Source organism: Luteimonas padinae, assembly GCF_014652935.1.
GTDB classification, from domain to species: domain Bacteria; phylum Pseudomonadota; class Gammaproteobacteria; order Xanthomonadales; family Xanthomonadaceae; genus Luteimonas; species Luteimonas padinae.
This window is the reverse complement of record NZ_BMZT01000001.1, coordinates 80,505-105,602: the sequence shown is the minus strand read 5'-3', so window position 1 is coordinate 105,602 and position 25,098 is coordinate 80,505. Positions and strand designations below refer to the sequence as shown.

General features: G+C 71.7%; 28 protein-coding genes. 4 read left to right on the top strand and 24 right to left on the bottom strand.

Annotation, left to right across the window (positions count from 1 at the left end; genetic code table 11):
- The first annotated feature begins 75 nt into the window (after window positions 1–75).
- Window positions 76–567, top strand: coding sequence for a MarR family winged helix-turn-helix transcriptional regulator (locus tag IE168_RS00490; protein ID WP_189494068.1), 492 nt, complete (start codon window positions 76–78; stop codon window positions 565–567).
- A gap of 12 nt (window positions 568–579) precedes the next feature.
- Here the strand turns inward: IE168_RS00490 and IE168_RS00485 are convergent, their stop codons facing one another.
- The 14 genes from IE168_RS00485 to rlmE form a co-directional block, all read right to left on the bottom strand.
- On the bottom strand, window positions 580–2,055 hold the full coding sequence (locus tag IE168_RS00485; RefSeq protein WP_189494067.1) for a M48 family metallopeptidase: 1,476 nt from the start codon (window positions 2,053–2,055) through the stop codon (window positions 580–582).
- Between the two features lie 47 nt (window positions 2,056–2,102).
- Entirely contained in the window at window positions 2,103–2,474 is a 372-nt protein-coding gene (locus tag IE168_RS00480) for a hypothetical protein (protein WP_189494066.1), read from the bottom strand.
- Complete coding sequence (locus tag IE168_RS00475) at window positions 2,404–4,116, bottom strand: CHASE2 domain-containing protein (protein WP_189494065.1); 1,713 nt, start codon at window positions 4,114–4,116, stop codon at window positions 2,404–2,406. Before IE168_RS00475 ends, IE168_RS00480 begins: the two co-directional genes overlap by 71 nt.
- A gap of 71 nt (window positions 4,117–4,187) precedes the next feature.
- Window positions 4,188–5,480 carry an adenylosuccinate synthase gene (locus IE168_RS00470; RefSeq protein WP_189494064.1) on the bottom strand — a complete coding sequence of 431 codons (1,293 nt, stop codon included), beginning with the start codon at window positions 5,478–5,480 and terminating at the stop codon, window positions 4,188–4,190.
- Window positions 5,481–5,605: 125 nt separating this feature from the next.
- Complete coding sequence (locus tag IE168_RS00465) at window positions 5,606–5,794, bottom strand: DUF2065 domain-containing protein (protein WP_189494063.1); 189 nt, start codon at window positions 5,792–5,794, stop codon at window positions 5,606–5,608.
- A gap of 16 nt (window positions 5,795–5,810) precedes the next feature.
- On the bottom strand, window positions 5,811–6,674 hold the full coding sequence (gene hflC, locus IE168_RS00460; protein ID WP_189494062.1) for a protease modulator HflC: 864 nt from the start codon (window positions 6,672–6,674) through the stop codon (window positions 5,811–5,813).
- Complete coding sequence (hflK, locus tag IE168_RS00455; protein WP_189494061.1) at window positions 6,671–7,828, bottom strand: FtsH protease activity modulator HflK; 1,158 nt, start codon at window positions 7,826–7,828, stop codon at window positions 6,671–6,673. Before hflK ends, hflC begins: the two co-directional genes overlap by 4 nt.
- A 92-nt stretch (window positions 7,829–7,920) precedes the next feature.
- Window positions 7,921–9,228, bottom strand: coding sequence for a ribosome rescue GTPase HflX (hflX, locus tag IE168_RS00450; protein ID WP_189494507.1), 1,308 nt, complete (start codon window positions 9,226–9,228; stop codon window positions 7,921–7,923).
- A 71-nt stretch (window positions 9,229–9,299) separates the two neighbouring features.
- On the bottom strand, window positions 9,300–9,584 hold the full coding sequence (gene hfq / locus IE168_RS00445) for an RNA chaperone Hfq (RefSeq protein ID WP_189494060.1): 285 nt from the start codon (window positions 9,582–9,584) through the stop codon (window positions 9,300–9,302).
- Between the two features lie 168 nt (window positions 9,585–9,752).
- Window positions 9,753–10,724: a tRNA (adenosine(37)-N6)-dimethylallyltransferase MiaA gene (gene miaA, locus IE168_RS00440; RefSeq protein WP_189494059.1), complete on the bottom strand. Its 972-nt coding sequence runs from the start codon at window positions 10,722–10,724 to the stop codon at window positions 9,753–9,755.
- On the bottom strand, window positions 10,714–12,192 hold the full coding sequence (putP, locus tag IE168_RS00435) for a sodium/proline symporter PutP (RefSeq protein ID WP_189494058.1): 1,479 nt from the start codon (window positions 12,190–12,192) through the stop codon (window positions 10,714–10,716). The genes miaA and putP overlap by 11 nt, the downstream gene beginning before the upstream one ends.
- A gap of 61 nt (window positions 12,193–12,253) precedes the next feature.
- Window positions 12,254–13,153, bottom strand: a complete 900-nt coding sequence (folP, locus tag IE168_RS00430; RefSeq protein WP_189494057.1) for a dihydropteroate synthase — start codon at window positions 13,151–13,153, stop codon at window positions 12,254–12,256.
- A 581-nt stretch (window positions 13,154–13,734) separates the two neighbouring features.
- The gene (ftsH, locus tag IE168_RS00425) at window positions 13,735–15,651 is read right to left on the bottom strand and encodes an ATP-dependent zinc metalloprotease FtsH (RefSeq protein ID WP_189494056.1); all 1,917 of its coding nucleotides are present in this window, start codon (window positions 15,649–15,651) and stop codon (window positions 13,735–13,737) included.
- Window positions 15,652–15,678: 27 nt separating this feature from the next.
- A complete protein-coding gene (rlmE, locus tag IE168_RS00420; RefSeq protein WP_189494505.1) occupies window positions 15,679–16,311 on the bottom strand; it encodes a 23S rRNA (uridine(2552)-2'-O)-methyltransferase RlmE in 633 nt (210 codons plus the stop codon).
- A 68-nt stretch (window positions 16,312–16,379) separates the two neighbouring features.
- Here rlmE and yhbY point away from each other — a divergent pair, with 68 nt between their 5' ends.
- Entirely contained in the window at window positions 16,380–16,685 is a 306-nt protein-coding gene (gene yhbY / locus IE168_RS00415; protein ID WP_189494055.1) for a ribosome assembly RNA-binding protein YhbY, read from the top strand.
- 14 nt (window positions 16,686–16,699) lie between these two features.
- The gene (locus tag IE168_RS00410; RefSeq protein ID WP_189494054.1) at window positions 16,700–17,077 is read left to right on the top strand and encodes an Mth938-like domain-containing protein; all 378 of its coding nucleotides are present in this window, start codon (window positions 16,700–16,702) and stop codon (window positions 17,075–17,077) included.
- A gap of 49 nt (window positions 17,078–17,126) precedes the next feature.
- Here the strand turns inward: IE168_RS00410 and IE168_RS00405 are convergent, their stop codons facing one another.
- Genes IE168_RS00405 through surE form a run of 4 tightly spaced genes read right to left on the bottom strand, consistent with a single transcriptional unit; the run spans window position 17,127 to window position 20,107 of the window.
- Window positions 17,127–17,930, bottom strand: a complete 804-nt coding sequence (locus IE168_RS00405; protein WP_189494053.1) for a peptidoglycan DD-metalloendopeptidase family protein — start codon at window positions 17,928–17,930, stop codon at window positions 17,127–17,129.
- Window positions 17,931–17,983: 53 nt separating this feature from the next.
- Window positions 17,984–18,637 carry an exopolysaccharide biosynthesis protein gene (locus IE168_RS00400; RefSeq protein ID WP_189494052.1) on the bottom strand — a complete coding sequence of 218 codons (654 nt, stop codon included), beginning with the start codon at window positions 18,635–18,637 and terminating at the stop codon, window positions 17,984–17,986.
- 4 nt (window positions 18,638–18,641) lie between these two features.
- Entirely contained in the window at window positions 18,642–19,325 is a 684-nt protein-coding gene (locus IE168_RS00395) for a protein-L-isoaspartate(D-aspartate) O-methyltransferase (RefSeq protein WP_189494051.1), read from the bottom strand.
- Window positions 19,322–20,107: a 5'/3'-nucleotidase SurE gene (gene surE / locus IE168_RS00390; protein WP_189494050.1), complete on the bottom strand. Its 786-nt coding sequence runs from the start codon at window positions 20,105–20,107 to the stop codon at window positions 19,322–19,324. The genes IE168_RS00395 and surE overlap by 4 nt, the downstream gene beginning before the upstream one ends.
- 55 nt (window positions 20,108–20,162) lie before the next feature.
- On the opposite strand from surE, the gene IE168_RS00385 reads away from it, so the two are divergent.
- Window positions 20,163–20,714, top strand: a complete 552-nt coding sequence (locus IE168_RS00385) for a Smr/MutS family protein (protein ID WP_189494049.1) — start codon at window positions 20,163–20,165, stop codon at window positions 20,712–20,714.
- A gap of 5 nt (window positions 20,715–20,719) precedes the next feature.
- On the opposite strand, the gene IE168_RS00380 is transcribed toward IE168_RS00385, so the two are convergent.
- From IE168_RS00380 to eno, 6 genes are all read right to left on the bottom strand, one after another.
- Window positions 20,720–20,887 (bottom strand): hypothetical protein, encoded by a 168-nt coding sequence (locus IE168_RS00380; protein WP_189494048.1) that lies wholly within the window; start codon window positions 20,885–20,887, stop codon window positions 20,720–20,722.
- A 104-nt stretch (window positions 20,888–20,991) separates the two neighbouring features.
- Window positions 20,992–22,053 carry a tRNA pseudouridine(13) synthase TruD gene (truD, locus tag IE168_RS00375; RefSeq protein ID WP_189494503.1) on the bottom strand — a complete coding sequence of 354 codons (1,062 nt, stop codon included), beginning with the start codon at window positions 22,051–22,053 and terminating at the stop codon, window positions 20,992–20,994.
- A gap of 80 nt (window positions 22,054–22,133) precedes the next feature.
- On the bottom strand, window positions 22,134–22,613 hold the full coding sequence (gene ispF, locus IE168_RS00370; protein ID WP_189494047.1) for a 2-C-methyl-D-erythritol 2,4-cyclodiphosphate synthase: 480 nt from the start codon (window positions 22,611–22,613) through the stop codon (window positions 22,134–22,136).
- A complete protein-coding gene (gene ispD / locus IE168_RS00365) occupies window positions 22,610–23,299 on the bottom strand; it encodes a 2-C-methyl-D-erythritol 4-phosphate cytidylyltransferase (protein ID WP_189494046.1) in 690 nt (229 codons plus the stop codon). Before ispD ends, ispF begins: the two co-directional genes overlap by 4 nt.
- Before the next feature lie 37 nt (window positions 23,300–23,336).
- Complete coding sequence (gene ftsB / locus IE168_RS00360; protein ID WP_189494045.1) at window positions 23,337–23,669, bottom strand: cell division protein FtsB; 333 nt, start codon at window positions 23,667–23,669, stop codon at window positions 23,337–23,339.
- Between the two features lie 11 nt (window positions 23,670–23,680).
- Window positions 23,681–24,967: a phosphopyruvate hydratase gene (gene eno, locus IE168_RS00355; protein ID WP_189494044.1), complete on the bottom strand. Its 1,287-nt coding sequence runs from the start codon at window positions 24,965–24,967 to the stop codon at window positions 23,681–23,683.
- Window positions 24,968–25,098: the final 131 nt, after the last annotated feature.

The following is a 25,098-nucleotide window of genomic DNA, read 5'->3' as shown; positions in this document are numbered from 1 at the left end:
CGTCACGGACTCGTACCGGAAAGTGCGGCAAGGTATCAGCACACTGATAGTCAGTGGGTGACGACGGAGACCCGGATGGCCGGCCGCAAGACCAGCAGCCTGCAGGCATTCAGGACATCACGTGCCTACCGCACCGGCGTGCTGGCCCGCCGCCTGCATCTGGGCCTGAGCGCGGCGGTGGACCGTCGACTGCAGGAGGAAGGCCTGGACATGACCCGGCCGCAGGCGCTGGCGCTGATGGCGCTGGTCGAGCAGCCCGGTGCCTCGAATGCGGAGATGGCCCGACGCAACGGGGTCTCGCCCCAGACCATGCACCAGATCATGCTGCGCCTCGAACGCGACGGCCTGGTCCGCCGCAGCCCGCACCCCCGCCTGAAGCGGGTGCAGGCGCTGGAGGCGACCCCGGAGGCCGTGCAGCTGGTCGCGCGCGGCAGCGAGGTGGCACGCGCGGCGATCGACGCTGCGCTGCGCACGCTGAGCACGCGCGAGCAGGACCAGCTCATCGCGCTGCTCCAGCGCTGCGCGCAGGCCCTTCCGACAGCCGGCCCCCCTGCGCTGGAGGACTGAGCCTCCCGCGCGTCAGCGTGCCTTCGCGCAGGCGTTGCGGAGCGCCTCGTTCCCCGTGCCCCGGCAGCGTGCCGCATAGCCGTCGGCGACCCCCGCGTTGCCGGCCCGGCGATGGATGCGGATCCCGTAGGGCAGGAGCTCCGGCGGATCGTCCAGGCTCTGGCGGCTGGTCTCGAACATCCCCACCGCGGGCTCCGGCCGCAGCCGGCTGGACAGGTCGAGCACCAGCCGGTGCGCCGCGAACAGCGAGTCCCTGCGCGTGAGTTCCTGCTGCCAGGCGGCCGTGCCCTGGTCGCTTCCCAGCACCGGCGCCTGGTAGCGCAGCATCACGTAGCGCCCCAGCGGCGTCTGCCCCGCGGGGCTGGCGGCCACCCGGCGCAGTGCCGCCGCCTGCTCCGGCCCGGGACGCGAGAGGCGGCCATCGTTGCTGGCGATCAGCGCCTGCACCAGGTCGATCGACTCGAACAGCGAGGCGGCCTGTGCATCGCCGGCCCATGGCATCGGACGCATGTCGGGCCGCTCACGGTCGCCATGGCGCGCCTGGATGTGTTCCATCACCAGTTCGATGCGCGCATCGGAATCCCGGTGGCTGCGTCCGGCGCGGCTCACGCCCCTGCGGGTGGAATCCGCCAGCGAGGTGATCACGGCATCCACGATGCCCGTGCTGTCGCCATCGAGGCTGCGTCGTGCCGAGCGCGCCTGGTCGCTGCGCCGCGCATAGCGGACAGCCGCGTCGGCGACGCCACCCTGCGTGGCCGGCTGGCCCGCGGCGTCTGCGGCCGCCTTGCGCTGCGCCTCCCAGGCGTCGAGCCGACCGAGCATTTCGACCATGCCTACCGGGTTGTAGCCGGCCGCCACCATCAGGTCGACGCCGATGCGGTCGGCCTCGTCCTCCTGTACCCGCGCACGGCCGGGCACGATGCCGGACTGGACCGAATGCATCGCGGCCTCGCGCAGCAGCGCGCTGCGGATGAACGCGGTTTCCGGACGGGAGGCGCGCACCGACTGGTCGCCGTACTCGTAGTCCATGTACAGCGCGCTCAGGCCCGCCGCGATGTCCTTGGTCCGCTGCAGCGCCGAACGCCCGGCATGCCGGCGCAGCACGTGCGCGTACTCGTGCGCGACCAGGGCGGCGAGCTCGTCCTCGGTCTCCATGCTGCGCAACATGCCCACGGCGATGAAGATCGACCCCTCCTCTGTGGCATAGGCATGCAGGCCCGGGTCGGGCGTGACATGGATCCGGGCCGCGGGCGCGTTTCCGCCGGCAGCGCGGCGCAGGCTCTCCATCACGCGGGCGAGCGCCTGGTCCAGCGGCGGATGTTCCACCACCCCGTAGGCACGGCGCTGCCGCTCCAGCGGCGCCAGATCGGCGTCCTGGCGGAATGACTGTCGAAGGCCCTGGAGGAGACCGAGCCCGCCCTTGATCCGCTCCTGCGTCTGCCGGTCGATCAGTGGCTGGTCCGCGGATGCGACGGGCGGGGCCAGCATCGCCATCGCCAACAGCGCGCCCGCCGCGCACCTCCGGACCGTGCCGTTCACCTGCAGCCCTCGCCGGCGCCACGGACCGCGTTCATGGCCACGTCGTCGGCGAAGGACACGGAGCTGTCTCCCCCCAGCCGCCCGCAGTAGGCATTGGGCACGGCGGTGTTGAAGCGCAGGCTGAGCTTGTCGACCCACACCCGGCCGCCGGGGAGGTCCAGCAGCGCATAGCCCTTCCTGGAGACTTCGAGCACCCGCACGCCGACCAGCTCGTTTGCATCCAGCGCCCGATCGAGGCGGACGAAGCGGTTGCTCCCTTCCTGCAGATCGAACGCCGCCGGCTTGCCGTACACCTTCTCAACCAGGACCGGGGACCCCTGCTCCTGCGCCGCCAGTTGCATCGCCGGCAGCACCAGGCCCGCCAGCATCCAGACCATCCATCGCGTGTTCATCGTCGTTCCCCCTTGCACCACACTTGCAGCCTTCCGCGCCCTTGGACGCGACCCAGAGCACCGCACCCAGCACCAGCGCGCCCAAGCCCAGCCAGTCCTGCGGAGGCTGGCGGAGCACGTCCTGGACAAACCGGACCTGCAGGTAGGCGATCAATGCCAGCACGGCGGACAGCCCCAGCAGGCGCACGGCGCTCAGCCGCCCGGGACCGGCGCGGAACAGCAGCCACCCCGCGGCCAGCGACATCAGCACTGCCGTGCCCAGTCCGATCCACGGACCCAGCGACGCGTTCACGTGCACGCGGTCGCGGCCCCACTGCATGAGGTTGTCCAGCGCCATGGCGTGCAGGTAGACGCCGGGGACCTGCTGGTTGACCGGGGTTGAGACCAGGTCGTCCAGGCCGATCAGTCGGGTTCCCACCAGAACCACCCGGTCTTCCAGCAGCGGCCTGCCGCCGGGTCCGCGCTCCATCAGTGTCTCGTCGTGCACCAGCGCATCGGCGAACACGGTCAGGGGGAACACGCAGCGTTCGCGATTGCGGTCCTCCCGCCCGGGGTCCGCGGCACCCCGGAAGCTGTCCCAGGTCAGGCGCGCCGCCGAGGTCCAGCGCTCCATCCGGGTCGGCGACGGCCGCCGGGCGGCGACGTCCTGGGGCCCTTCGCAGCGCGTGCCATCACCGTCCCGGACCGGGGGCCGCCAGCCCCACTGCACGGCGAGCGGCAAACCCATCGCAGCCGGCGGGAACGCCGACGCCGCTTCCCGGCACCCCGCCTCCGAACCCGTGGCACAGGCATGCCGGTACAACGCGAATGCCACCGAGTCGGTGCCGGCCCCGGTCACGCCCGGCCGGTCGCAGGCCATGTGCGCGGCACCCTCGTGCACCGAGTCGGCGTCGACGCGGAGCGGATAGCCGGCGCCCACGCCCTGCCACCCGGTCACCACGTCCTGGACGCCGCCGTCGCTCGAGAAGATCGAACACTGTCCGGGCGCGCCCACGCCGAAGAACACCGGGATCGCCGGATCATGAGCGGCCACGGCCGCGTTCAGCGAGGCGTAGGCGCTCTCGAAGCTGTCGTCGTACTCGCGCTCCTCCAGCAGGAGGACATCCAGGTAGACGGCGCGCGGCCGCTGCTCCAGGACGCGCTGCAGCAGCGCGTCGTACTGGCGATAGGTGGGCGGCCAACCTATCCCCATGGCGTCCAGCGCGCGGTCGTCGATGAGCACCACCGCGATCGCGTCACGGGCGGAATCGTCATAGAACGGCGCGGCCACGCGCGCGCTGAGGCGCATCGACTGCGCCTTGCTGGCATTGGCCAGACCGAAGGGCTCGACCAGGTTGAGCACCAGGCCGGCCAGGAAGACCAGCACGAACACGAGTGCGGCCGCATCCAGGATGTACGCCGGCGTGGCGGGCCGCCACCGGCGCCGCGGCCCGGTCGCAACCGGGATCCGGGCTGTCAGCGGGCGGCACTTCGCAAACCAGCGGGAACGCGCAATGCGCCTGCCCTTCTCTCGCAGGAACCGGCTCAGCCCATGACGGCACGTACAACCACCCGTCTGGCGCTGCAGCCGGTCACTGGCCGTGAGGCGTTCGCACTCCTGTCCGCCGGATGCCTGCACCCGAGTTCCCTCGCCGGCTCCCCAATGCCGACGCGCCCACCTTAGTGCGGCCCCGGTCGCACTTCAAGCACTCAGGCGAACGGATCCTGCAGCACCATCGTGTGCTCGCGGTCCGGCCCGGTGCTCACGATCGACAGCGGACAGCCCGCCAGCTCCTCCAGCGCGCGCAGGTAGGCGCGCGCCGCCGGCGGCAGCTTCTCCCACTCGGTGATGCCGTGGGTGTCTTCCGTCCAGCCCGGGAACTCCAGGTACACCGGTTCGCACTCGGCCCAACCCTGGGCGTCGAGCGGCGCGTACTCGGTGCGCTTGCCGCGGTACTGGTAGCCGATGCACATCTTCAGCGCGTCGAAGCCGTCCAGCACGTCGAGCTTGGTGATGCACAGACCGTTTATGCCGTTGATCGCCACCGCGCGCTTCAGCGCCACGATGTCGATCCAGCCGCAGCGGCGCGGGCGTCCGGTGGTGGCGCCGTATTCCTGGCCGCGGTCGCGCAGGCGCTGGCCGTGCTCGTCGTCGAGTTCCGTGGGGAACGGGCCGCCGCCGACGCGCGTGGCGTAGGCCTTGCAGATGCCCAGCACGTAGTCGATCGCGTCCGCGCCCACGCCGGTGCCGGCCAGCGCGCCGCCGACGGTGGTGTTGGAGCTGGTGACGTAGGGATAGGTGCCGTGGTCGATGTCGAGCAGCGAACCCTGCGCGCCCTCGAACAGCACCTTCTTCCCCTGCTTGCGCAGGTCGTGGAGGATGCCGGCCACGTCGGACTTCATCGGCTCGACGTAGTCGCCGAAGGCCAGCGCCTCGTCATAGGTCTGCTGGAAATCGACGGCATCGGCGCCCAGGTACCGGGTCAGCACGAAGTTGTGGTAGTCGAGCGCCGTGCGCAGCAGCTCTTCCAGCTGCTTCGGGTAGTGCAGGTCGGCGACGCGGATGCCGCGGCGCGCGACCTTGTCCTCGTACGCCGGGCCGATGCCGCGGCCGGTGGTGCCGATGGCCTTGCCGCCGGCGGCCTTCTCGCGGGCCTGATCGAGCGCGATGTGGTACGGCATGATCAGCGGCGTCGCCGGGCTGATCCGCAGGCGCGAGCGCACTTCCACGCCGGCCTCTTCCAGCTCGGCCACTTCCTTCATCAGCGCCGCCGGGCTCAGCACCACGCCGTTGCCGATCAGGCACAGCGCGTCCTCGCGCAGGATGCCCGACGGAATCAGGTGCAGCACCGTCTTCTTGCCGCCGATCACCAGCGTATGGCCGGCGTTGTGGCCGCCCTGGAACCGCACCACGCCGCCGATGTCCTGCGTCAGCAGGTCGACGATCTTGCCCTTGCCCTCGTCGCCCCACTGGGCGCCCAGCACCACCACCGACTGGCCCATGGCCACATGCTCCTTGAACGGGAAAAAGCCGGAGGTCCGCGCTGTGCAGCGGGCCCTTCCGGCTTTTGTGGATTATCCCGGCTTTGGGTCCGCGGGGCCAGCCCGCGACGCGACCCCTGCGCGACTCAGCCCTGGCGCACCCACCACAGGGCCAGCACGCCGGCAGCCAGCACGATGGCGCCGACCTGGCGCAGCTGGCGTTCCGGCGTGGCCAGCATCCGCGCCATCGCCCGCTTCCAGGCGCCGGGTGCGGCGAACAGCACCAGGCCTTCGAACACGGCTACCAGGCACAGCGCGGCCCACAGGTCGTTCACGCGGCCGCGCTCCCGGTCAGCGGTCGCTGCGCATGTACTGCAGGAACGGGTCGTTGCGCTCCAGCACCACCACGGCGTCGCCCGAGGCGAAGGCGCGGCGATAGGCGTTCAGGCTGCGCTGGAAGGCGAAGAACCCGGGATCGCGGTTCGCGGCCTCGGCGTAGATGCGCGCGGCCTCGGCGTCGCCCTCGCCTCGCAGCACCTGGGCGTCGCGCTCGGCCTCGGCCAGCAGCACGGTCTGTTCGCGGTCGGCCTCGGCGCGGACGATGCGCGCCTGCTCCTCGCCCTCGGCGCGCAGCGCAGCGGCCACCTGGCGGCGCTCGGCGCGCATGCGGTCGTAGACCTGGCTGATGACGTCGCTGTCGGTGGGCAGGTCGATCTGCTTGAAGCGGATGTCGACCACCTGCATGCCCAGCGTCTTCGCGCCTTCGTTGATCCCTGGCAGCTGGCGCTCGATCAGCTCGGCGCGGTTGCCCGAGACCAGCTCCGTCAGGGTCTGCGAGTTGATCTCGTTGCGCAGCGATTCCTTGATGATCGGCGCCAGGCGCGCGGTCACCAGCTCCTCGTTGCCACCGGTGGCGCGGTAGAAGTCGGCGGCGTCGACGATGAAGCCGATGGCGACGAAGTCCACGCTCACGTCCTTGCGCTCGGAGGTCAGCGAGCGCTCCGGCGGGAACTCGTTGGCGGTGAAGCGGCGGTCGAACACGCGCGCGCTCTCCACCAGCGGGATCTTGAAGTGCAGGCCCGGCGCGAGGTCGGTGCGGGCGACGCGGCCCAGGTTCAGCACCAGGCCGACCTGGCCCTCGCGGACCACAAACATCGAGCCCAGCAGGCCGAGCACGACGACCAGGATGACGGGGAAGATCAGTTGCGGCTTCATCGGCTGGCTCCGTCACGCGGCGGGCGCGGCAGGTTGCTGGGGGCGGCCGGCACGACCGCGCCGGCGTCGCGGCCATCCGCGGCGGGCGCGACCATGTCCGGGGTCAGCAGCGGCTGCTGTGACCCGGCGCCGGCGCCTTCGCCGGCCATCGGCACGTAGATCAGCTGGCGGCCATCGCCGCCGACCACGGTGCGGTTCTCGGCGAGCACCTCTTCGACCGTCTCCAGCCACAGGCGCTTGCGGGTGACCTCGGGGGCCTTCTTGTACTCGTCGACCAGCAGGCTGAAGCGCTGGGCGTCACCGCTGGCGTTGGCGACCGCGGCGGTCTTGTAGCCCTCGGCGGTGGTGCGCACGCGCTGCGCCTGGCCGCGGGCCTCGGGCACGATGCGGGCGGCGTAGGCGCGGGCCTCGTTCACCAGGCGCTCGTTCATCTGCTGGGCGCTGTTGACCTCGTCGAAGGCCGGCTTGACCTCCTCCGGCGGACGGGCGTCCTGCAGGCTCAGCTCGGTCACGATCAGGCCGGTGCGGTAGGTCTCGAGCGAGGCCTGCAGCGAGGTCGCGGCGGCCGCCGACAGCGGGCCGCGCGCGTTGAGCGCGGAGTCGAGGTTGGCGCGGCCGATCTGCTCGCGCACGGCGCTCTGCGCCACCTGCTCGAGCACGCGGTCGGCGTCGCGCGAGCCGAACAGGTACATCTGCGGGTCGCTGATGCGGTACTGCACGTTGAACGACACGGTGACGATGTTCTCGTCGCGGGTCAGCACCGGCAGCGAGTTGCTGAAGGTGCGCACGCCGGTGGTGTTGATCTTGGTGACGCTCTCGATCGGCCACGGCAGCTTGAAGTTCGGGCCCGGCTGCATGACGCGCGCGAACTTGCCGAAGCGCAGCACCACCCCGCGGTCCTGCTCGCCCACCAGCACGAAGCAGTTGAAGGCGAGGAACAGCACCAGGGCGATGCCGATCCAGCGCAGCGGATTGCCGCCCCCGCCGCCACCGCCGAACAGGCCACGGAGCTGGTCGATGAGGCCGTCGAACGGCCCGCGCCCGCGGCCACCGCCGCTGCGGCGCGGCGGCCAGGGGTTCTGGCGGCGGTCGTTGCCACCGTCGCGGCCCGAACCGCGGTCGTCTTTGTTCTTGCCGGGGATGTTCCAGGCCATGCTGGCTCCAGTCTGGGGATCCCGCCGCCGGGGACCGGCAGCGAAGGGGCATTCTACAAGGTGCGGGCGCCGCGGTCCGGCGTCGCCCACGCTCAGTCGGCGGGCAGCAGGGCCCGCAGCGGTGCGCCGTCCCCCTGCGCCGCGAGGCGCCGGGCATCGGTGAGCGGCAGGTCGATGTCGAGCGTCCAGCCGTGCTCGTCGTGGGCTTCGGCGCGGATCGCGTCGACCTCGTGCAGGCGCGCGCGCAGCCGGCCGGCATCGGGCGGCAGGCGCAGCTCGGCCTGCAGCCGGCGAAGCCCCAGGCGCCGCGCCAGCGCCTCGCGCAGCAGGTCCAGGCCCTCGCGGTCGCGCGCCGAGATCCAGACCCGCTCGCGCACCGCGGCCTCGTCGGCGTGGTCGCCGGCGTGCGGCTGGTCGTGGCGGGCGGGCACGCCGAGGCGGTCGATCTTGTTGTAGACCAGCAGCTGCGGGATGTCGCCGGCGCCGATCTCGGCCAGCACCTCGTCGACCTGGGCGATGCGCTCGTCGCGCAGCGGGTCGGAGGCGTCGATGAGGTGCACCAGCAGGTCGGCCTCGCGGGCCTCGCTCAGGGTCGAGCGGAACGCGGCGACCAGCTCGTGCGGCAGGTCGCGCACGAAGCCGACGGTGTCGGCCAGCACCACGTGGCCGCCGGGCAGCGTGATCCTGCGCACCGTGGGGTCGAGGGTGGCGAACAGCTGGTCGGCAGCGTAGGCGTCGGCGCCGGTCAGGGCGTTGAACAGGGTCGACTTGCCGGCGTTGGTGTAGCCCACCAGGGCGACGCGCGGCAGCTCGCTGCGCACGCGGGCGCGGCGCATCTGGGTGCGCTGCACGTCCACCTTCGCAAGCCGGGCCTGGAGCTGCTCGACGCGCTTCTGCAGCAGCCGGCGGTCGGTCTCGAGCTGGGTTTCGCCGGGACCACGCAGGCCGATCGCACCGCCACGCTGGCTGTCCAGGTGGCTCCAGCCGCGCACCAGGCGCGTGGCCATGTGCTTCAGCTGCGCCAGCTCGACCTGGAGCTTGCCTTCATGGCTGCGTGCGCGCTGGGCGAAGATGTCGAGGATCAGCCCGGTGCGGTCGACCACGCGGCGCTCGAGGAACTTCTCGAGGTTGCGCTCCTGGCCCGGCGACAGCGGGTGGTTGACCAGCACGAGGTCGGCGCCGCTGGCATCGGCCGCGGCCTTGATCTCGTCGAGCTTGCCGCTGCCCAGCAGGGTGGCTGGATTCGGGCGGTCGACGCGCGCCGCCATCACGTGGGCGACGCTCGCGCCGGCCGAGCGGGCGAGTTCGGCGAACTCCTCCAGCGCACCTTCGTCCGGCGGGCCGCCGCGGTGCGGCTGGACCAGCAGTGCGTGCTCGCCCTTGCGGGAACGTTCAAACAGCTCGGTGGGCATTCGGTCGGCGGCGTCGGGTCATGCCCCCGACATGGGGGCGCCGGCGGCCGACGCAAGCGTCACTCGGCTTCGTCGTCGATCCCGGCCCCGGCCTGCGGCTCGTCCGCGGCCTGCACCACGCCGCCGCCCGGGCCCACGCGCACGTTGCGCGCCGGCACCACGGTGGAGATCGCGTGCTTGTAGACCATCTGGCTGACGGTATTGCGAAGGAGCACGACGAACTGGTCGAAGGACTCGATCGTGCCCTGCAGCTTGATGCCGTTGACGAGGTAGATCGACACCGGCACGCGTTCGCGGCGCAGCGCGTTCAGGAAAGGGTCCTGCAAGGACTGTCCCTTGGACATCAATGTTCCCCAGCTGTTGTTGTTGTTATGGGTGATGCGGCCCCCGGCCGCGCCGCCATGCCACTCCCCGGCGGCGGTCCGGAGGATCTTATACGACCCGCGCGCGCATGGGCCGGCCCGTGGGCGTGGCCGTGACGCGGCGCACGGCCGTGGAGGGCACCAGAGCGCTCAGCCGAGGAAGTCCCGCACCGCGCGGTCGAGCTCCGCCGCCTGCCTGGCCGGATCGAACCAGCGCGCATCGAGTTCGCCGCGCAGCCAGGTCAGCTGGCGCTTGGCGAGCTGGCGGGTGGCGGCGATGCCGCGCTCGCGCAGGTCCGCGGCGTCGCCCCGCCCGTCCAGGAACTCCCAGGCCTGGCGGTAGCCGACGGCGCGGATCGCCGGCAGGTCGAGCGGCGCGGGATGCCGCTGCAGCCCGGGCAGCGCCCGCAGCGCCCGCACTTCGTCGAGGAATCCGGCGGCCAGCATCGCGTCGAAGCGGCGCGCGATGCGTTCGTGCAGCACCGCGCGCCTGGCCGGCGCCACCACCAGCTTCAGCACCCGCAGCGGCAGGCGCGCGCGGCCGGCGGCGGAGTCCTGCTGCCACGCGCTGATCGGACGGCCGCTGATCCGCCAGACCTCGAGCGCGCGCTGGATGCGCTGCGGATCGTTGCGGCCGATACGCGCGGCGGCGACGGGATCGACTTCGGCCAGCGCGGCGTGCAGCGCCGACCAGCCGTGCTCGCGCGCTTCCGCCTCCAGCCCTGCGCGCACCGCGGGATCCGCCGCCGGCATCTCCGCGAGGCCTTCCAGCAGCGCGCGGAAATAGAGTCCGGTGCCGCCGGCGAGGATCGGCAGGCGGCCACGGGCCACCACGTCGTCGATCGCGGCGCGCGCGTCGCGGGCGAAGTCGGCGGCGGAATAGGTTTCCCACGGATCGCGCAGGTCGAGCATGTGGTGGCGCGCACGCGCCTGCTCGGCGGCGTCGGGCTTGGCGGCGCCGATGTCGAGGCCGCGGTAGACCAGCGCCGAATCCACGCTGATGACCTCGCCGTTGAAACGCTCCGCCCAGTCCAGCGCCAGCGCCGTCTTGCCCGACGCCGTCGGGCCCATCAGCGCGATCGCCGGGGGACGGGCGTCGGCCCGGCCTTCGTCAGTGGCCATGCTGCCGGAGTTCGGCGCGGACCCCGGCGTGGGTCGCGAGCACATGGGCGGGGGGCGCGCGCCCGAGCAGGCTGACGCCCACGATCGCGACGGTGGCGGCGATGAAGCCCGGCACGATCTCGTACAGCGCGCTGCCGGTGTGCTTCCACAGCACCACGGTGGCCGCGCCCACGAGCACACCGGCCAGCGCACCGTTGCGGGTCATGCGCGCCCACGTCAGCGACAGCACCACCACCGGACCGAAGGCGGCACCGAAGCCCGCCCAGGCGTAGGCCACGAGGCCCAGCACGCGGCTGTCGGGGTCGCGGGCGATGAAGATCGCCACCAGCGCGACCGCCAGCACCATCGCGCGGCCGAACCAGACCAGCTCGCGCTGCCCGGCCTGTGGCCGGACGAAGCCGCGGTAGAAATCCTCGGTCAGCGCGCTCGAGCAGACCAGCAGCTGGCACGACAGCGTGCTCATGATCGCCGCCAGGATCGCCGACAGCAGCACGCCGGCCACCCAGGGATTGAACAGCTGCTGCGACAGGCTCACGAACACGCGCTCCGGATCGGCCAGCGCCTGGCCGGGATGCGCGGCATACCAGGCGATGCCGAACACGCCCACCGACACCGAGCCGAGCAGGCACAGCACCATCCAGCCCATGCCGATGCGGCGCGCCTTCGGGATCGCCGCCAGCGACTCGGCGGCCATGAAGCGCGCGAGGACGTGCGGCTGGCCGAAGTAGCCCAGGCCCCAGGCCAGCGCCGACACCACTGCGATCGCGCCACCGGCGCCGACCCAGTCCAGCCGCGCCGGATCGACCTGCTCGACCAGCGCCAGGCCCTCGCCGAGCCCGCCGACGCCCACGATCACCATGACCGGCACCAGCAGCAGCGCGAAGATCATCAGCGTTGCCTGCACGGTGTCGGTCCAGCTGACCGCGAGGAAGCCGCCGATGAAGGTGTAGGCGATGGTGACCGCCGCGCCCCACCACAGCGCCTGCGCATACGGCAGTCCGAACACCTCCTCGAACAGCTTGGCGCCGGCGACGATGCCCGAGGCGCAGTACACCGCGAAGAACACCAGGATCACCAGCGCCGAGACCACGCGCAGCACCCGCGCCCGGTCGTCGAAGCGGTGGGTGAAGTAGTCCGGCAGGGTGAGCGCGTTCTTCGCGCGCTCGGTGTACACGCGCAGCGGACCGGCCACCACGTGCCAGTTGGCCCAGGCGCCCAGCACCAGGCCGACCGCGATCCAGCCCTCGGACACGCCGCCGAGGTAGGCGGCGCCTGGCAGGCCCATCAGCAGCCAGCCGCTCATGTCGGACGCCCCCGCCGACAGCGCGGTCACCACGCTGCCCAGCGATCGCCCGCCGAGGATGTAGTCGTCGAAGGTGCGGGTCCGGCGCCAGGCCCAGAGGCCGATGCCGATCATCAGCACCAGGTAGCCGGCGAAGGTGGCGATCAGCGGCAGGCTTGCGGTCATGCGGTGGTCCCCATGCCCCGTGGCGGGGCGTGCACCGCCGGGACTTTACGCGAGCGCGCGCTCAGTCGGGCCAGTCGATGGTCATGGGCGCGGCGGCCGCGGGCACGCGCGGCAACGGGACCGCGTCCACGGCCGCGAGCACCCTGAGCGCGTCGACGGTGGCCGCGACGTCGTGCACGCGCAGCAGCATCGCGCCGCGCTGGGCGGCGACCAGGTGCGCGGCCACCGAGCCGTGCACGCGCGCCTTCGCGTCGTCCCGGCCGGTGAGCTCGCCGATGCTGCGCTTGCGCGACAGCCCGGCCAGCACCGGCACGCCGAGTTCGGCGAAGCGCTCCAGCCGCGCCAGCAGGGTGACGTTGTGCTGCGTGGTCTTGCCGAAGCCGAAGCCGGGATCGGCGACGATGCGCCTGCGCGGGATGCCGGCCATCTCGGCGGCGAAGATGCGCTCGGCGAGGAAGCGGTGCACGTCGCCGACGACATCGTCGTACTCAGGCGCCTCCTGCATCGAGCGCGGCTCGCCCAGCATGTGCATCAGCACCACCGGCACGCCCAGCTCCGCGGCGGCGTCGAGAGCGCCCTCGGCGCGCAGCGCGCGGATGTCGTTGATCATGCCCGCGCCGGCGGCAACCGCGGCGCGCATCACCTCCGGGCGCCAGGTGTCGATGCTGACCGGCAGCGCGGTCTCCCGCACCAGGCGTTCGATGACCGGCACCACGCGGCGGATCTCCTCGTCCGCGCCGACGCCTTCGGAGCCGGGCCGCGTCGATTCGCCGCCGACGTCGAGGATGTCGGCGCCCTCCTCCGCCAGCTTCAGGCCGTGGGCGACCGCGGCATCGGCGTCCAAATGATCGCCGCCATCGGAGAAGGAATCCGGTGTGACGTTGACGATGCCCATCACCCGCGGCCGGTCGAGGCGCAGCGCGCGGCCGGCGCAGTCCAGGCTGGGGACGGTGTCGAACATGAGGCGCTCCGGTTGACAGGCAGACGGGATTATCGCCCCGGTGGAGGGGACCGTGGCGGGAAGGGTTTGAAAGCCCTTTTTCTAGGTTCTTCTCCCAAGTGAGGGATCGCGCGCTGTGCTGATCCTGGGCCAGGCCGGCGGGAGGGTGGTCGTGCTGCGGTGCGATGCCTGCTGCCGCTCATGTCCCCCGGCTGCGGCCTGCGGCCACAGCCTCCTCCTTGACTTCCCGTCAGCAGGCATCGCACCGCAGTCCGGAAGGGTGTCGGCCGCTGGAGGGTGGAAGCGGTCCACCTGGAACCACTGGAGAAAGGCGGCGGTACGTTGCTGCACGTTGCGGTTCACGCAGGGCAACGACGCGCGCCTGCTCTTCTTGCAACGGGCCGCCGGAACCCTGCCCGGCTTCGGCGCGTGGCCTGCTGACGGGAAGTCAAGGAGGAGATGTCGGCCCGGCGGGCCGGCATCGGGGGACATGAGCGGCAGCAGGCCATGCGTCGAAGCGCCGCGATGCCCCGACGCGCCCTTTCCCTCAGTCGAGAGAAGAACCAAAAGAAAGGGGCGGTTCCCCGCCCCTTCGGTGTAGCTCAGGCCTGTGGCGCCGGATCCGGAGAAATCGGCAGCGGACGCTTGCCGCTGTCGTCGCCGTCGTCGTCGCCCTTGGGCAGCGGCTTGCTCCAGCCCATCGGCGGCGGCGGCTCGCGGCCTTCCATGATCGCGTCGATCTGCGGCACGTCGATGGTCTCGTACTCCAGCAGCAGCTTGGCCATCGCGTGCAGCTTGTCGATGTTCTCGGTCAGGATCTCGCGGGTGCGGGCATAGGCCTTGTCGAGGATCGCGCGCACCACCTCGTCGATCTTGCGCGCGGTGTCGTCGGACACGCTCTTGTGCTGGGTCACCGAGCGGCCCAGGAACACCTCGTCGTCCTCCTCGCCGTAGGCGATCGGCCCCATCGCGTCGGACAGACCCCACTTGGTCACCATGTTGCGGGCGATCTTGGTCGCGCGCTCGATGTCGTTCGACGCACCGGTGGTGACCTTGTCCTCGCCGAAGATCAGTTCCTCGGCCACGCGCCCGCCGTACAGCGAGCACAGCTGCGACTCGATCGCCACGCGGTTCATCGAATACTTGTCGCCCTCGGGCAGGTACATGGTCACGCCCAGCGCGCGGCCGCGCGGAATGATCGTGACCTTGTAGACCGGGTCGTGCTCGGGCACCAGGCGGCCGACGATGGCGTGGCCGGCCTCGTGGTAGGCGGTCAGCGTCTTCTCGTCCTCGCTCATCGCCATCGAGCGGCGCTCGGCGCCCATCAGGATCTTGTCGCGGGCGCGGTCGAAGTGGTCCATGCGGACCTCCTTCGAGTTCTCGCGCGCGGCGAACAGCGCCGCCTCGTTGACGAGGTTGGCGAGGTCCGCGCCGGAGAAGCCCGGCGTGCCGCGCGCGACCACCATGGCGTCGACGTCGTCGGCCAGCGGCACCTTGCGCATGTGCACCTTGAGGATCTGCTCGCGGCCCTTGACGTCGGGCAGGCCGACCACGACCTGGCGGTCGAAGCGGCCCGGGCGCAGCAGCGCCGGGTCGAGCACGTCGGGGCGGTTGGTCGCGGCGATCACGATCACGCCCTCCCCGCCCTCGAAGCCGTCCATCTCGACCAGCAGCTGGTTGAGCGTCTGCTCGCGCTCGTCATGCCCACCGCCGAGGCCGGCACCGCGGTGGCGGCCGACGGCGTCGATTTCGTCGATGAAGATGATGCACGGCGCGTGCTTCTTGGCCTGCTCGAACATGTCGCGCACGCGGCTGGCGCCGACGCCGACGAACATCTCGACGAAGTCGGAGCCGGAGATCGAGAAGAACGGCACCTTGGCCTCGCCGGCGATCGCCTTGGCCAGCAGCGTCTTGCCGGTGCCGGGCGGGCCGACCATCAGCACGCCGCGCGGGATCTTGCCGCCCAGCTTCTGGAAGCGCGACGGATCGCGCAGGAACTCGACCAGCTCGCCGACCTCTTCCTTCGCTTCATCGCAGCCGGCGACGTCGGCGAAGGTGACCTTGACCTGGTCGTCACCCAGCAGCTTCGCACGCGAGCGGCCGAACGACATCGCGCCCTTGCTGCCGCCCTGCTGCATCTGCCGCATCATGAAGAACCAGAAGCCGATGATCAGCAGCACCGGCAGGAAGTTGAGCAGCAGCGACCACAGCGTCACGCCCGACTCCGGCGGCGCCTGCTTGATCTCCACGTTGTGGTTCATCAGGTCGTCGACCATGCGGTCGTCGCGGCGCGGCGCGGTGGTGATGCCGGTGGTGCCGTCCTTGCGCTGGAACTGCACCGAGCGCTCGTCGCTGGCGATGTCCACGGCCTTGATGCGGTCGGTCCGCACCTCGGTCATGAACTGCGAGTACATGACCTCCTGGCTGCCGGGCACCTTGGGGCTGAAGCTGTTGAAGACCACCATCAGCACGACGGCGACCACCACCCACAGCATCAGATTCTTGACCAGGTCGTTCATTCCACTCTCCGCGGCGATGCCGCCAATTTACTTCATCCGGGCCAGCTTGCCCTGCGCCAGCGCATAGACTTCCGGCGAACGCTGGCGCGAGGCCGCGGGCTTGCGGACCACCACTTTCGCGTAGCGCCGGCGCAGCTCGCGCACGTAGTCGTCGAAGCCGGCCCCGTGGAACAGCTTGATCAGGAAGTCGCCGCCCGGACGCAGGTGCCGGTCGGCGAAATCCATCGCAAGCTCGGCCAGGTACATGGCCCGCGGCTGGTCGACGGCTGTCACTCCACTCTTGTTGGGGGCCATGTCCGACAAGACAAGGTCCACGGACGCGCCGGCAAGGGTGGATTCCAGCTGCGAAAGTACCGCGTCCTCCCTGAAGTCCCCATGGATGAACTCCACGCCGGCCAGCGGCGGCATGTCCAGGATGTCCAGCGCGATCACGCGGCCACCGTCGCCCAGGGCCTGGCGGACCCACTGCGACCAGCCTCCGGGCGCGGCACCGAGGTCGACCACGGTCATGCCGGGCTTCAGCAGGCGGTCGCGCTCGACCAGCTCCTCCAGCTTGTAGGCGGCGCGCGACCGCAGGCCTTCGGCCTGGGCCTTCTTCACGAAGGGGTCGTTGAAGTGTTCCTGGAGCCAGCGCTGGCTGCTTTTGCTGCGGGTGGCCATCGCGTCGGCATGGGGGCGGGGGCCGGTCATGATACCCTGCGCACCCCCCGGACCTGACCCCTGCCCCCATGACCGTCGAGCTCACCGCCGCCCAGATCCGCTTCCTGCGCGGCCAGGCCCATGGGCTCAAGGCGATGCTCCAGGTCGGCGGCAAGGGCGTCACCGACGCGCTGGTGGCGGAACTCGACGGCGCGCTGGACCACCACGAGCTGATCAAGGTGAAGGTGGGCGCGGCCGACCGCGAAGAGCGCGACGCGCTGATCGGCGCCCTGGCGGAACGCACCAGCGCCGCGCTGGTGCAGCGCATCGGCCACGTGGCCGTGCTTTACCGCCCCAACCGCGAGAAGCGCCAGATCGTGCTTCCGCGCGGCTGAGGACGCGACACGCGATGGACCTCGTCCAGGAACGCCCAGACTATGAATACGTGCTGCGCGGCGCCGATGGCCGCTCGGCACTGGTCAACGACCGCCGCCTGGGCGCGAGCTTCATCGTCTCGCCGACCCGGCTGGTCGAGGAGTGGGCGGCGGCCCCGGTCGCCGGCCTGGCACCCGAGCAGCTCGAGCCGCTGCTCGCCCTGGATCCCGAGGTGATCATCCTCGGCACGGGCGACGCGCAGGCCTTCCCGCCGCCGCGCACCCTGGCCGCGTGCCTGGCCCGCGGTGTGGGCCTGGAAGCGATGACCAACGCCGCGGCCGCGCGCACCTTCAACGTGCTGGCCAGCGAAGGCCGGCGCGTGGTGGCGGGCTTCATCCTGTCGGGCGGCTGAGCCGCCGCACGCCACGCCGCCGCTGCGCGAGGACCGCGCGCGGAACCGGTCAGCGCTGCGGCAGGTAGCGCAGCGGATCGACCGGCTTGCCGTTGTAGCGGATCTCGAAGTGCAGCATGTCGCGGTCGGCGCCGGTGCGGCCCATCTCGGCGATCTGCTGGCCGGCCTTGACGCGATCGCCCTCGCCCACCAGCCGCCTGCGGTTGTGGCCATAGGCCGACAGCCACTGCTCGTCGTGCTTGATGATGACCAGCTCGCCGTAGCCGACCAGGCCCGAACCCGAGTACACGATGACGCCGTCGCCGGCCGCGCGCACCGCCTGCCCGGCCGAACCGGCGATGCCGACGCCCTGCTTCGTGGGATCGCCCTCGACGTAGCGGCTGACCAGGCCGCCGTCGGCGGGCCAGCGCCAGGCCACCGTGCTGCGCACCGGCGCGGGGCCGGTGGGCTGCGGCGGGGTCTGCGTCGGCTTGACCACGCGGCCGCGGCTGTCGGTGGGCGCTCGCGCGGTGGTGCTGCCCGTGCCACGGCGGCTGGTAGAGGCCGTGCTGCCGCGCGCGCTCCCCGACGAGGGGTACAGGCGCAGGTTCTGCCCGGGATAGATGGTGTACGGCGGCTGGATGCCGTTCCACATCGCCAGGTCGAGCGGGCTGATGCCGTTGTTGACGGCCAGCCGGTAGAGGTTGTCACCCCTGCGCACGGTGACGGTCTGCCCCGGCTTCGGCGTCGACGCGCGCGTGGCGCCGGCCCCACCCTCGCGGACCACCTTGCTCGTGCCGCAGCCGGCGAGCGCCAGCACCAGCGCAACCAGGGGAACGAGGGCGATGCGGGCGGAGCGGCGGATCGGGGGCATGCGCGGGAAAACCTCCATCTGTGACGTGACGCGCTCGGGCAGGACGGGACCGGTCACCCGGCGAAGCGCTGCCACAGGTGCGTGAGGGCCAGGCCGCCGCCGCCGATCAGCACGCTGAAATAGACCACGGTACCGATCGTGGCGAGGTGGCCCAGGAGCACGGCGACACCATCGCGCTGGATGAAGCCCACAGCGTAAAGCAGCAGCGCGATCGCGGGGATGGTGTTGCTGAACGGCACGAACCCGAACGGCGCCATCAGCAGCAGCGCGGCGAAGATGAAGGCGAGGTTGTTGACCAGCCCCACCGCGCGGCCGTCGACCAGCGCCGGCATCCGGTACGGGCGGCTGATGCGTTCCAGCCGGCGCACCCAGGACATGCCGCCGGCGAGCGCCGGGCGGAGGCGGTCCGCGGGCAGCTGCCGCGCGGCCAGCTTCTCCGGCACCCACAGCGGGCGCCCGGACACGCGGCTCAGGCCCACCAGCAGGATGGCGGCGCCGAACACCGTGCTCACGCCCGGGATCGACACCGGGATCAGGAACACCAGGGTCAGCAGGATCGACAGCACCAGCAGGCCTTCGTCGCCGATCACGGCGAGCAGCTCGCCCAGGCTCATCGAGCCGCTGGGCAGCCGCTCGATGATGCCCTCGAGCTGCGTGCGCAGCGACTGTCCGTCCGGCGGCGGGAACGGAGGGATCGGTCGGGTCATGCGTTCAGTCCACCAGTCCGGAGAGGAGCGGCACGAAGGCGACGGCCGCCAGCGTGTCCTGCACGACGCGGCCATCGACATCCTTGCGCAGGCGCAGCAGCGACTGCGCGCCCGACGCGCCGACCGGCGCGACCAGCACGCCACCCGGCGCGAGCTGCGCCGTCAGCGCGTCGACCAGGGCCGGAGCGCCGGCGGTGACGAGGATGCCGTCGAAGGGCGCCTCCTCGGGCCAGCCCACGCGGCCATCGTCGTGCTTGCTGCGCACGTTCAGGCCGAGCGAGCGGAAGCGCTTGCGCGCGACGCGCAGCAGGTCGCCGATGCGCTCGACGGTGTACACCTGCAGCCCGAGCGCGCCGAGGATCGCGGCCTGGTAGCCGGAGCCGGTGCCGACCTCGAGCACGCGCTGCGGCTGCGCGCCGTCGGCGAACAGCGCCTCGGTCATCCTCGCCACCACCCAGGGCTGCGAGATGGTCTGGCCGTGGCCGATCGGCAGCGCGGTGTCCTCGTAGGCGCGCGTGGCCAAGGCCTCGTCGATGAACAGGTGGCGCGGCACGGTGCGGATCGCGTTGAGCACGCGCTCGTCGGCGATGCCGTTGCCGCGCAGGCGCTCGATCAGGCGGTCGCGCACGCGCTGCGAGGTCATGCCCATGCCCAGCGCCTCCGGCTGCAGGCGCAGCCGCGGCGTCATGCCTGGCCTCCGTTGCGCAGCGCCTCCTCCAGCCCGCCGACCCAGGCCGCGACCTGCTCCAGCGCCTGGTAGCGCGTCAGGTCGACCTGGATCGGGGTGATGGCGATATGGCGGGTGCGCACGGCGTGGAAGTCGGTGCCGGGGCCGGAGTCGGCCTCGGCGCCGGCGCCGCCGATCCACCAGAAGTGGCGGCCGCGCGGATCCTTGGCCGGGATGCAGGCCTCGGCGCGGTGGCGATTGCCCAGCCGGGTGACCTCGAAGCCCTCGATCTCCGACCACGGCAGGTCGGGCACGTTGACGTTGAGGATGGTGTCGGCCGGCAGCGGATCGGCCTTGAGCCTGGCGACGATCTCGACCGCGGCACGCGCCGCGCTGTCGTAGTGCCGGCCCTGATGGTCGCGCGTCACCAGCGACACCGCGACCGCCGGCAGTCCCAGGAAGCGGCCTTCCATCGCCGCGGCCACGGTGCCGGAATAGATCACGTCGTCGCCGAGGTTGGCGGTGTTGTTGATGCCCGAGACCACGATGTCGGGATCGGCTTCAAGCATGCCGGTGATCGCCACGTGCACGCAGTCGGTCGGCGTGCCATGCACGCGCCAGGTGCCGGCGTCGAGCTGCACGGCCTGCAGCGGCAGGTCGAGGGTGAGCGAATTGCTGGCGCCGGAGCGGTCGCGGTCCGGCGCGACGACGACGACCTCGTGGCCCGCGGCACGCAGGCCCGTGGCGAGTGCGTGGATGCCCGGGGCGTCGACGCCGTCGTCGTTGCTAACGAGGATTTTCATTGCGTTCATGATAACGGAACGCGACGGCACCGGTCCCCCGCGCTAGGCTTGCGGCATGGCCGGACCAGGTGGAAAACGCGACGGGGACGACGACGACGCAGCACTGTTCCGCGCCGCGGTCGGCCCGGTGCGCGCGCTGCCGGCCACGCCGGCGCCGCCGGGGCGCCCCAGGCCGCGGCCGCGCGCGCGCATGGCCGAGCGCGACGAGGCGCAGGCGCGTGAGGATTTCCGCCTGGGGCGCGGCGAGGGCTTTTCGATCGAACGCGGCGACGTGCTGTCGCACCGGCGCGACCAGGTGCCGCCGCGCACGCTCAAGCGGCTGTCACAGGGGCTGTACGCCACCCAGGACGAACTCGACCTGCACCACGTCGACGCCGGCACGGCCGAAACGCTGCTGCGGCGCTTCCTGGCCGAGGCGCGCGACGCCGGATTCGGCTGCGTGCGCGTGGTGCACGGCAAGGGCCTCAACTCCAGCGACAGCCTGCCGGTGCTGAAGAACGTGGTCGACCGCATCCTGCGCCAGCGCTCCGACGTGCTGGCCTTCCATTCCGCGCCGCCCGCCCAGGGCGGGACCGGCGCGGTGCTCGTGCTGCTGGCCAGGCGCTGACGGGATCAGCGCGACGCAAGGGCCGGAGCGAGGCGCTTCTGCGGCGGATTGACCCACTGCACGACAACGCCGCGGTCGCGTGCGACGCGTTCGACGTTCGCCACGTACTCCGCGTCGGTCAGGATGCGCTCGCCCTGCACGCGATCGTCCGCCGGGGCCGGAGCCATTGCCATGCCGCCACTGCTGGCACATGCGGACAGCGCCATTGCAGCGGCCGCGATCAGGACAGCCCGACGTACCCTGTTCATGGCCTCATGCCGCCGGCCAGTGCCGCCGATCAGTTTCCGACGGACGGCCGGCGCGGCGTTCCGGATTCGTGCGTGGGGCCGAGTTCGGCCAGCACCGAGGTCGCATAGGCGCCGGCAGGCAGCGAGAAGCGCAGTTCCAGCACGCCCTCCGCCAGCCACTGCCAGGCCAGGCCATCGGGACGCAGTCGGGTCGCACGTCGCTCCTGGGCCAGGCCCGCGCCTTCCAGGCCCGCCCTCAGCGCCAGGCTCGCGGGATCGGCCAGCGCGGCGAGCTCCAGCGCCTTCGCGTCGCCCGTGCTGCGCAGCTCGCCGCGCCCCCACAGCGGTGCGCTCGGGTGGATGTCGAACGCCGCCAGGCGCGCCGCCAGCGCGTCGCTCCACGGCTCCGGGCCGAACACGCTGCGGCTGCCGTCGAGCATCCAGGCGTCGCCATCCAGCGGACGGTCCCAGCTGCCGCCGGCCACGCGCGCCGCCAGCACGCGGTTGAACAGCTCCGAGCGCGCCGCCGACAGCAGCAGCGCGCGCTCGTCCCTGCGCACGCGCAGGCCGGCGAACATGCGCCGCGCCTTGTCGACGTTGCCGCGGCCGTGGCCGAAGCGCTGTTCGCCGAAATAATTGGGCACGCCATGCGCGGCGATCGCCTGCAGCCGCGCCCCGATCGCATCGCGGTCGCCTTCGACCTCGCGCAGCACCAGCACGAAGCGGTTGCCGGCCAGCGCGCCACGCGGCAGCTTGCGCGCATGCCGCGCCTGGTCGAGCACGCGTAGCCGCTGACCGCTGGCCGCATCATCGCGCTCCAGCGCCGCGACGTCCGGAGCCTCGCGACCCGGCAGCTGCACGCTGAAGCGCTGCCGCGTCAGCGCATGGCGGTCCTTGAGTCCGGCATAGCCGATCGCGCGCTCGTCGACGCCGGCCCACTCCGCCAGCAGCCGCGCGACGAAGGCGGTGTTCATGCCGCGCTTCTCGATCGTCAGCAGCAGATGTTCGCCGGCGCCGCTGGCGGCGAAACCGTCGAGCTCGGTGACGTCGAAGTCCTCCGCCACCGCGCGGATTCTCCCGGACAGGACCGGCGCGCCGTGCGCGCGCGGCAGGGCGTCCGGCTCCGGCCCCGACCAGGCTGCGCCCGGACCTGCGGGTGCGGCGCCGGGCACGGACGCGCCCGTGCCGGTGCTCACACCGCCACGAGCAGGCAGACCGCCTGCGCGGCGATGCCTTCCTCGCGGCCGATGAAGCCCAGGCGTTCGCTGGTGGTGGCCTTGACGCTCACCGCATCCAGGGCGATGCCGAGGTCGGCGGCGATCGCCTCGCGCATCGCCTGCGCGTGCGGACCGACCTTCGGCCGTTCGCAGATCACCGTGGCGTCGACGTTGCCCGGCTTCCATCCGCGCTCCGCCGCCAGCGCCACGCAGTGGCGCAGCAGGGCGCGGCTGTCGGCGCCCTTCCAGCGCTCGTCCGACGGCGGGAAGTGCACGCCGATGTCGCCCAGCGCCAGCGCGCCCAGGATCGCGTCGCAGAGCGCGTGCAGGATGACGTCGCCGTCGCTGTGCGCGACCAGGCCGCGGGAGTGCGGCACGCGCACCCCGCCGAGCATCACGTGGTCGCCTTCGCCGAAGGCATGGACGTCGTAACCGTGGCCGATGCGGATGGTCATCGCGCCCTCCTCTCCAGCAGGAATTCGAAATACGCCAGGTCGGCCGGCGTGGTCACCTTGAGGTTGTCCTCGGCGCCCTCGACCAGCAAGGGCCGCAGTCCGAGGCGCTCCATGGCCATGGCCTCGTCGGTCACCTCGACGCCGTCGGCGGCCGCGGCTTCGAGCGCACGCCGCAGCTGCAGGCGGCGGAAGAGCTGCGGCGTCTGCGCGCGCCACAGGCGGTCGCGGGGCTCGGTGGCGTCGATGCCGCCGTCGTCGCCGGCGCGCTTGAGCGTGTCGCGCACCGGCGTGGCGAGGATGGCGCCGACCGGATCCTCGCGGCCGCGCTCGAGCAGCGCGGCGAGATCGGCCAGCCGCAGGTTGGGACGCGCGGCGTCGTGCACCAGCACGAAGGCATCGGCGCGCACGTCGTCGGGCAGCGCGGCCAGGCCGGCCAGCACCGACGCGGCGCGGCTGTCGCCGCCGGTGCAGGCGATGACGGGGCGTCCGCTGCCGTCGCTCCAGCCCTGCCAGTGCGCGTCGCCTTCGGCCAGCGCCACCACCGCGCCCTTGACGCCCGGGTGCGCGAACAGGGCGCGCAGGCTGTGCGCGATCAGCGGCTCGCCGGCGACCTGCAGGTACTGCTTGGGCATATCGCCGCCGAAGCGCGCGCCGCGACCGGCGGCGGGAACCACCACCCAGGTCACGGGACGAAGGCCTGCACGCGGATGGAACCGTTCGAACTCACTGTGCCTCTTCCTCCGTGTCCACCGCCGGCGCCGGCGTGGCAGGCTGCGCGCGGTCCACCACCCGGTAGAAGACCTCGCCCGGCCGGATCATGCCCAGCTCCGCGCGTGCGCGCTCCTCGATCGCCGCCTCGCCCGACTTGAGGTCGGCGACTTCGGCGGCCAGCGCCGCGTTGCGGTCGCGCAGCCCCTCGTTCTGGCGCACCTGCTGCTCGACCTGTTCCTGCAGGGCGGCGACCTCGTGGTTGCCGCCGCTGCCGAACCACAGCCGGTACTGCAGCCACGCCAGCAGCGCGACCAGCACCACCAGCACGATCCGCAGCATGCGCATCACAGCGTCCGTCAGCGCTTCAGCGAGACGAAGGCGTCGCGGCCGGCAAAGCGCGCAGCGGCACCCAGCGACTCCTCGATGCGCAGCAGCTGGTTGTACTTGGCCACGCGGTCGCTGCGGCACAGCGAGCCGGTCTTGATCTGGGTGGCCGTGGTCGCCACCGCGATGTCGGCGATGGTGGTGTCCTCGGTCTCGCCGGAGCGGTGCGAGACCACCGCGGCGTAGCCGGCCTTGTCGGCCATCGCGATCGCCTCGAGGGTCTCGGTCAGGGTGCCGATCTGGTTGACCTTGATCAGGATCGCGTTGGCGGTGCCGCTGTCGATGCCCTGGCGGAAGATCGACGGGTTGGTGACGAACAGGTCGTCGCCGACCAGCTGCACGCGGTCGCCCAGGCGCTGCGTCAGCAGCTTCCAGCCGTCCCAGTCGGCCTCGGCCATGCCGTCCTCGATGGTGACGATCGGATACTGGTCGCACCAGGAGGCGAGGAAGTCGGTGAACTGCTCCGCCGACAGGCGCTTGCCCTCGCCGACCAGGTGGTACTTGCCGTTGTCGTGGAACTCGCTCGACGCCACGTCCAGGCCCAGCAGCACGTCGTCGCCGGCGCGGTAGCCGGCCTTGGAGATCGCCTCGAGAATGGTGTCGAGCGCCTCGACGTTGCTGCGCAGGTCGGGGGCGAAGCCGCCCTCGTCGCCGACTGCGGTGGAGAGGCCGTGGCCCTTCAGCACCGACTTCAGCGCGTGAAAGATCTCGGTGCCCGCGCGCAGGCTTTCGGAGAACGAGTCGAAGCCCACCGGCAGCACCATGAATTCCTGCAGGTCGACGTTGTTGTCGGCGTGGGCGCCGCCGTTGATGATGTTCATCATCGGCACCGGCAGCACCGGCGCGCGGTCGCCGGCCAGCAGCTGCCACAGCGGAATGCGTCGCGACGACGCCACCGCGTGCGCGGCGGCCATCGACACGCCCAGCAGCGCGTTCGCGCCCAGGCGGCCCTTGTTGTCGGTGCCGTCGAGGTCGATCAGGCGCTTGTCCAGGCCCGCCTGGTCGGCGGCATCGAAGCCCTTCAGTGCATCGGCGATGGCGCCGTTGACGTTGGCCACGGCCTGCGTCACGCCCTTGCCCAGGTAGCGTGTCTTGTCGCCGTCGCGCAGTTCCACTGCCTCGCGGGTACCGGTCGAGGCGCCCGAGGGCACCATGGCCCGTCCGAACGCGCCATCGGCGAGGGTCACCTCGGCTTCGAGCGTGGGATTGCCACGGCTGTCGAGGATTTCACGGGCATGGATTCTGGCGATATCGGTCATGGTTTCGCTTTGTCGCTTTGTAGGTGGGAGTGCGGGGAAGAGCTTTTTTGCCACGGATTACGCGGATCACGCGGATTTACACGGATAGAGCAGAAGTACCTTGTGTTGCCCCCTGCAGGAGCAGCTACAGC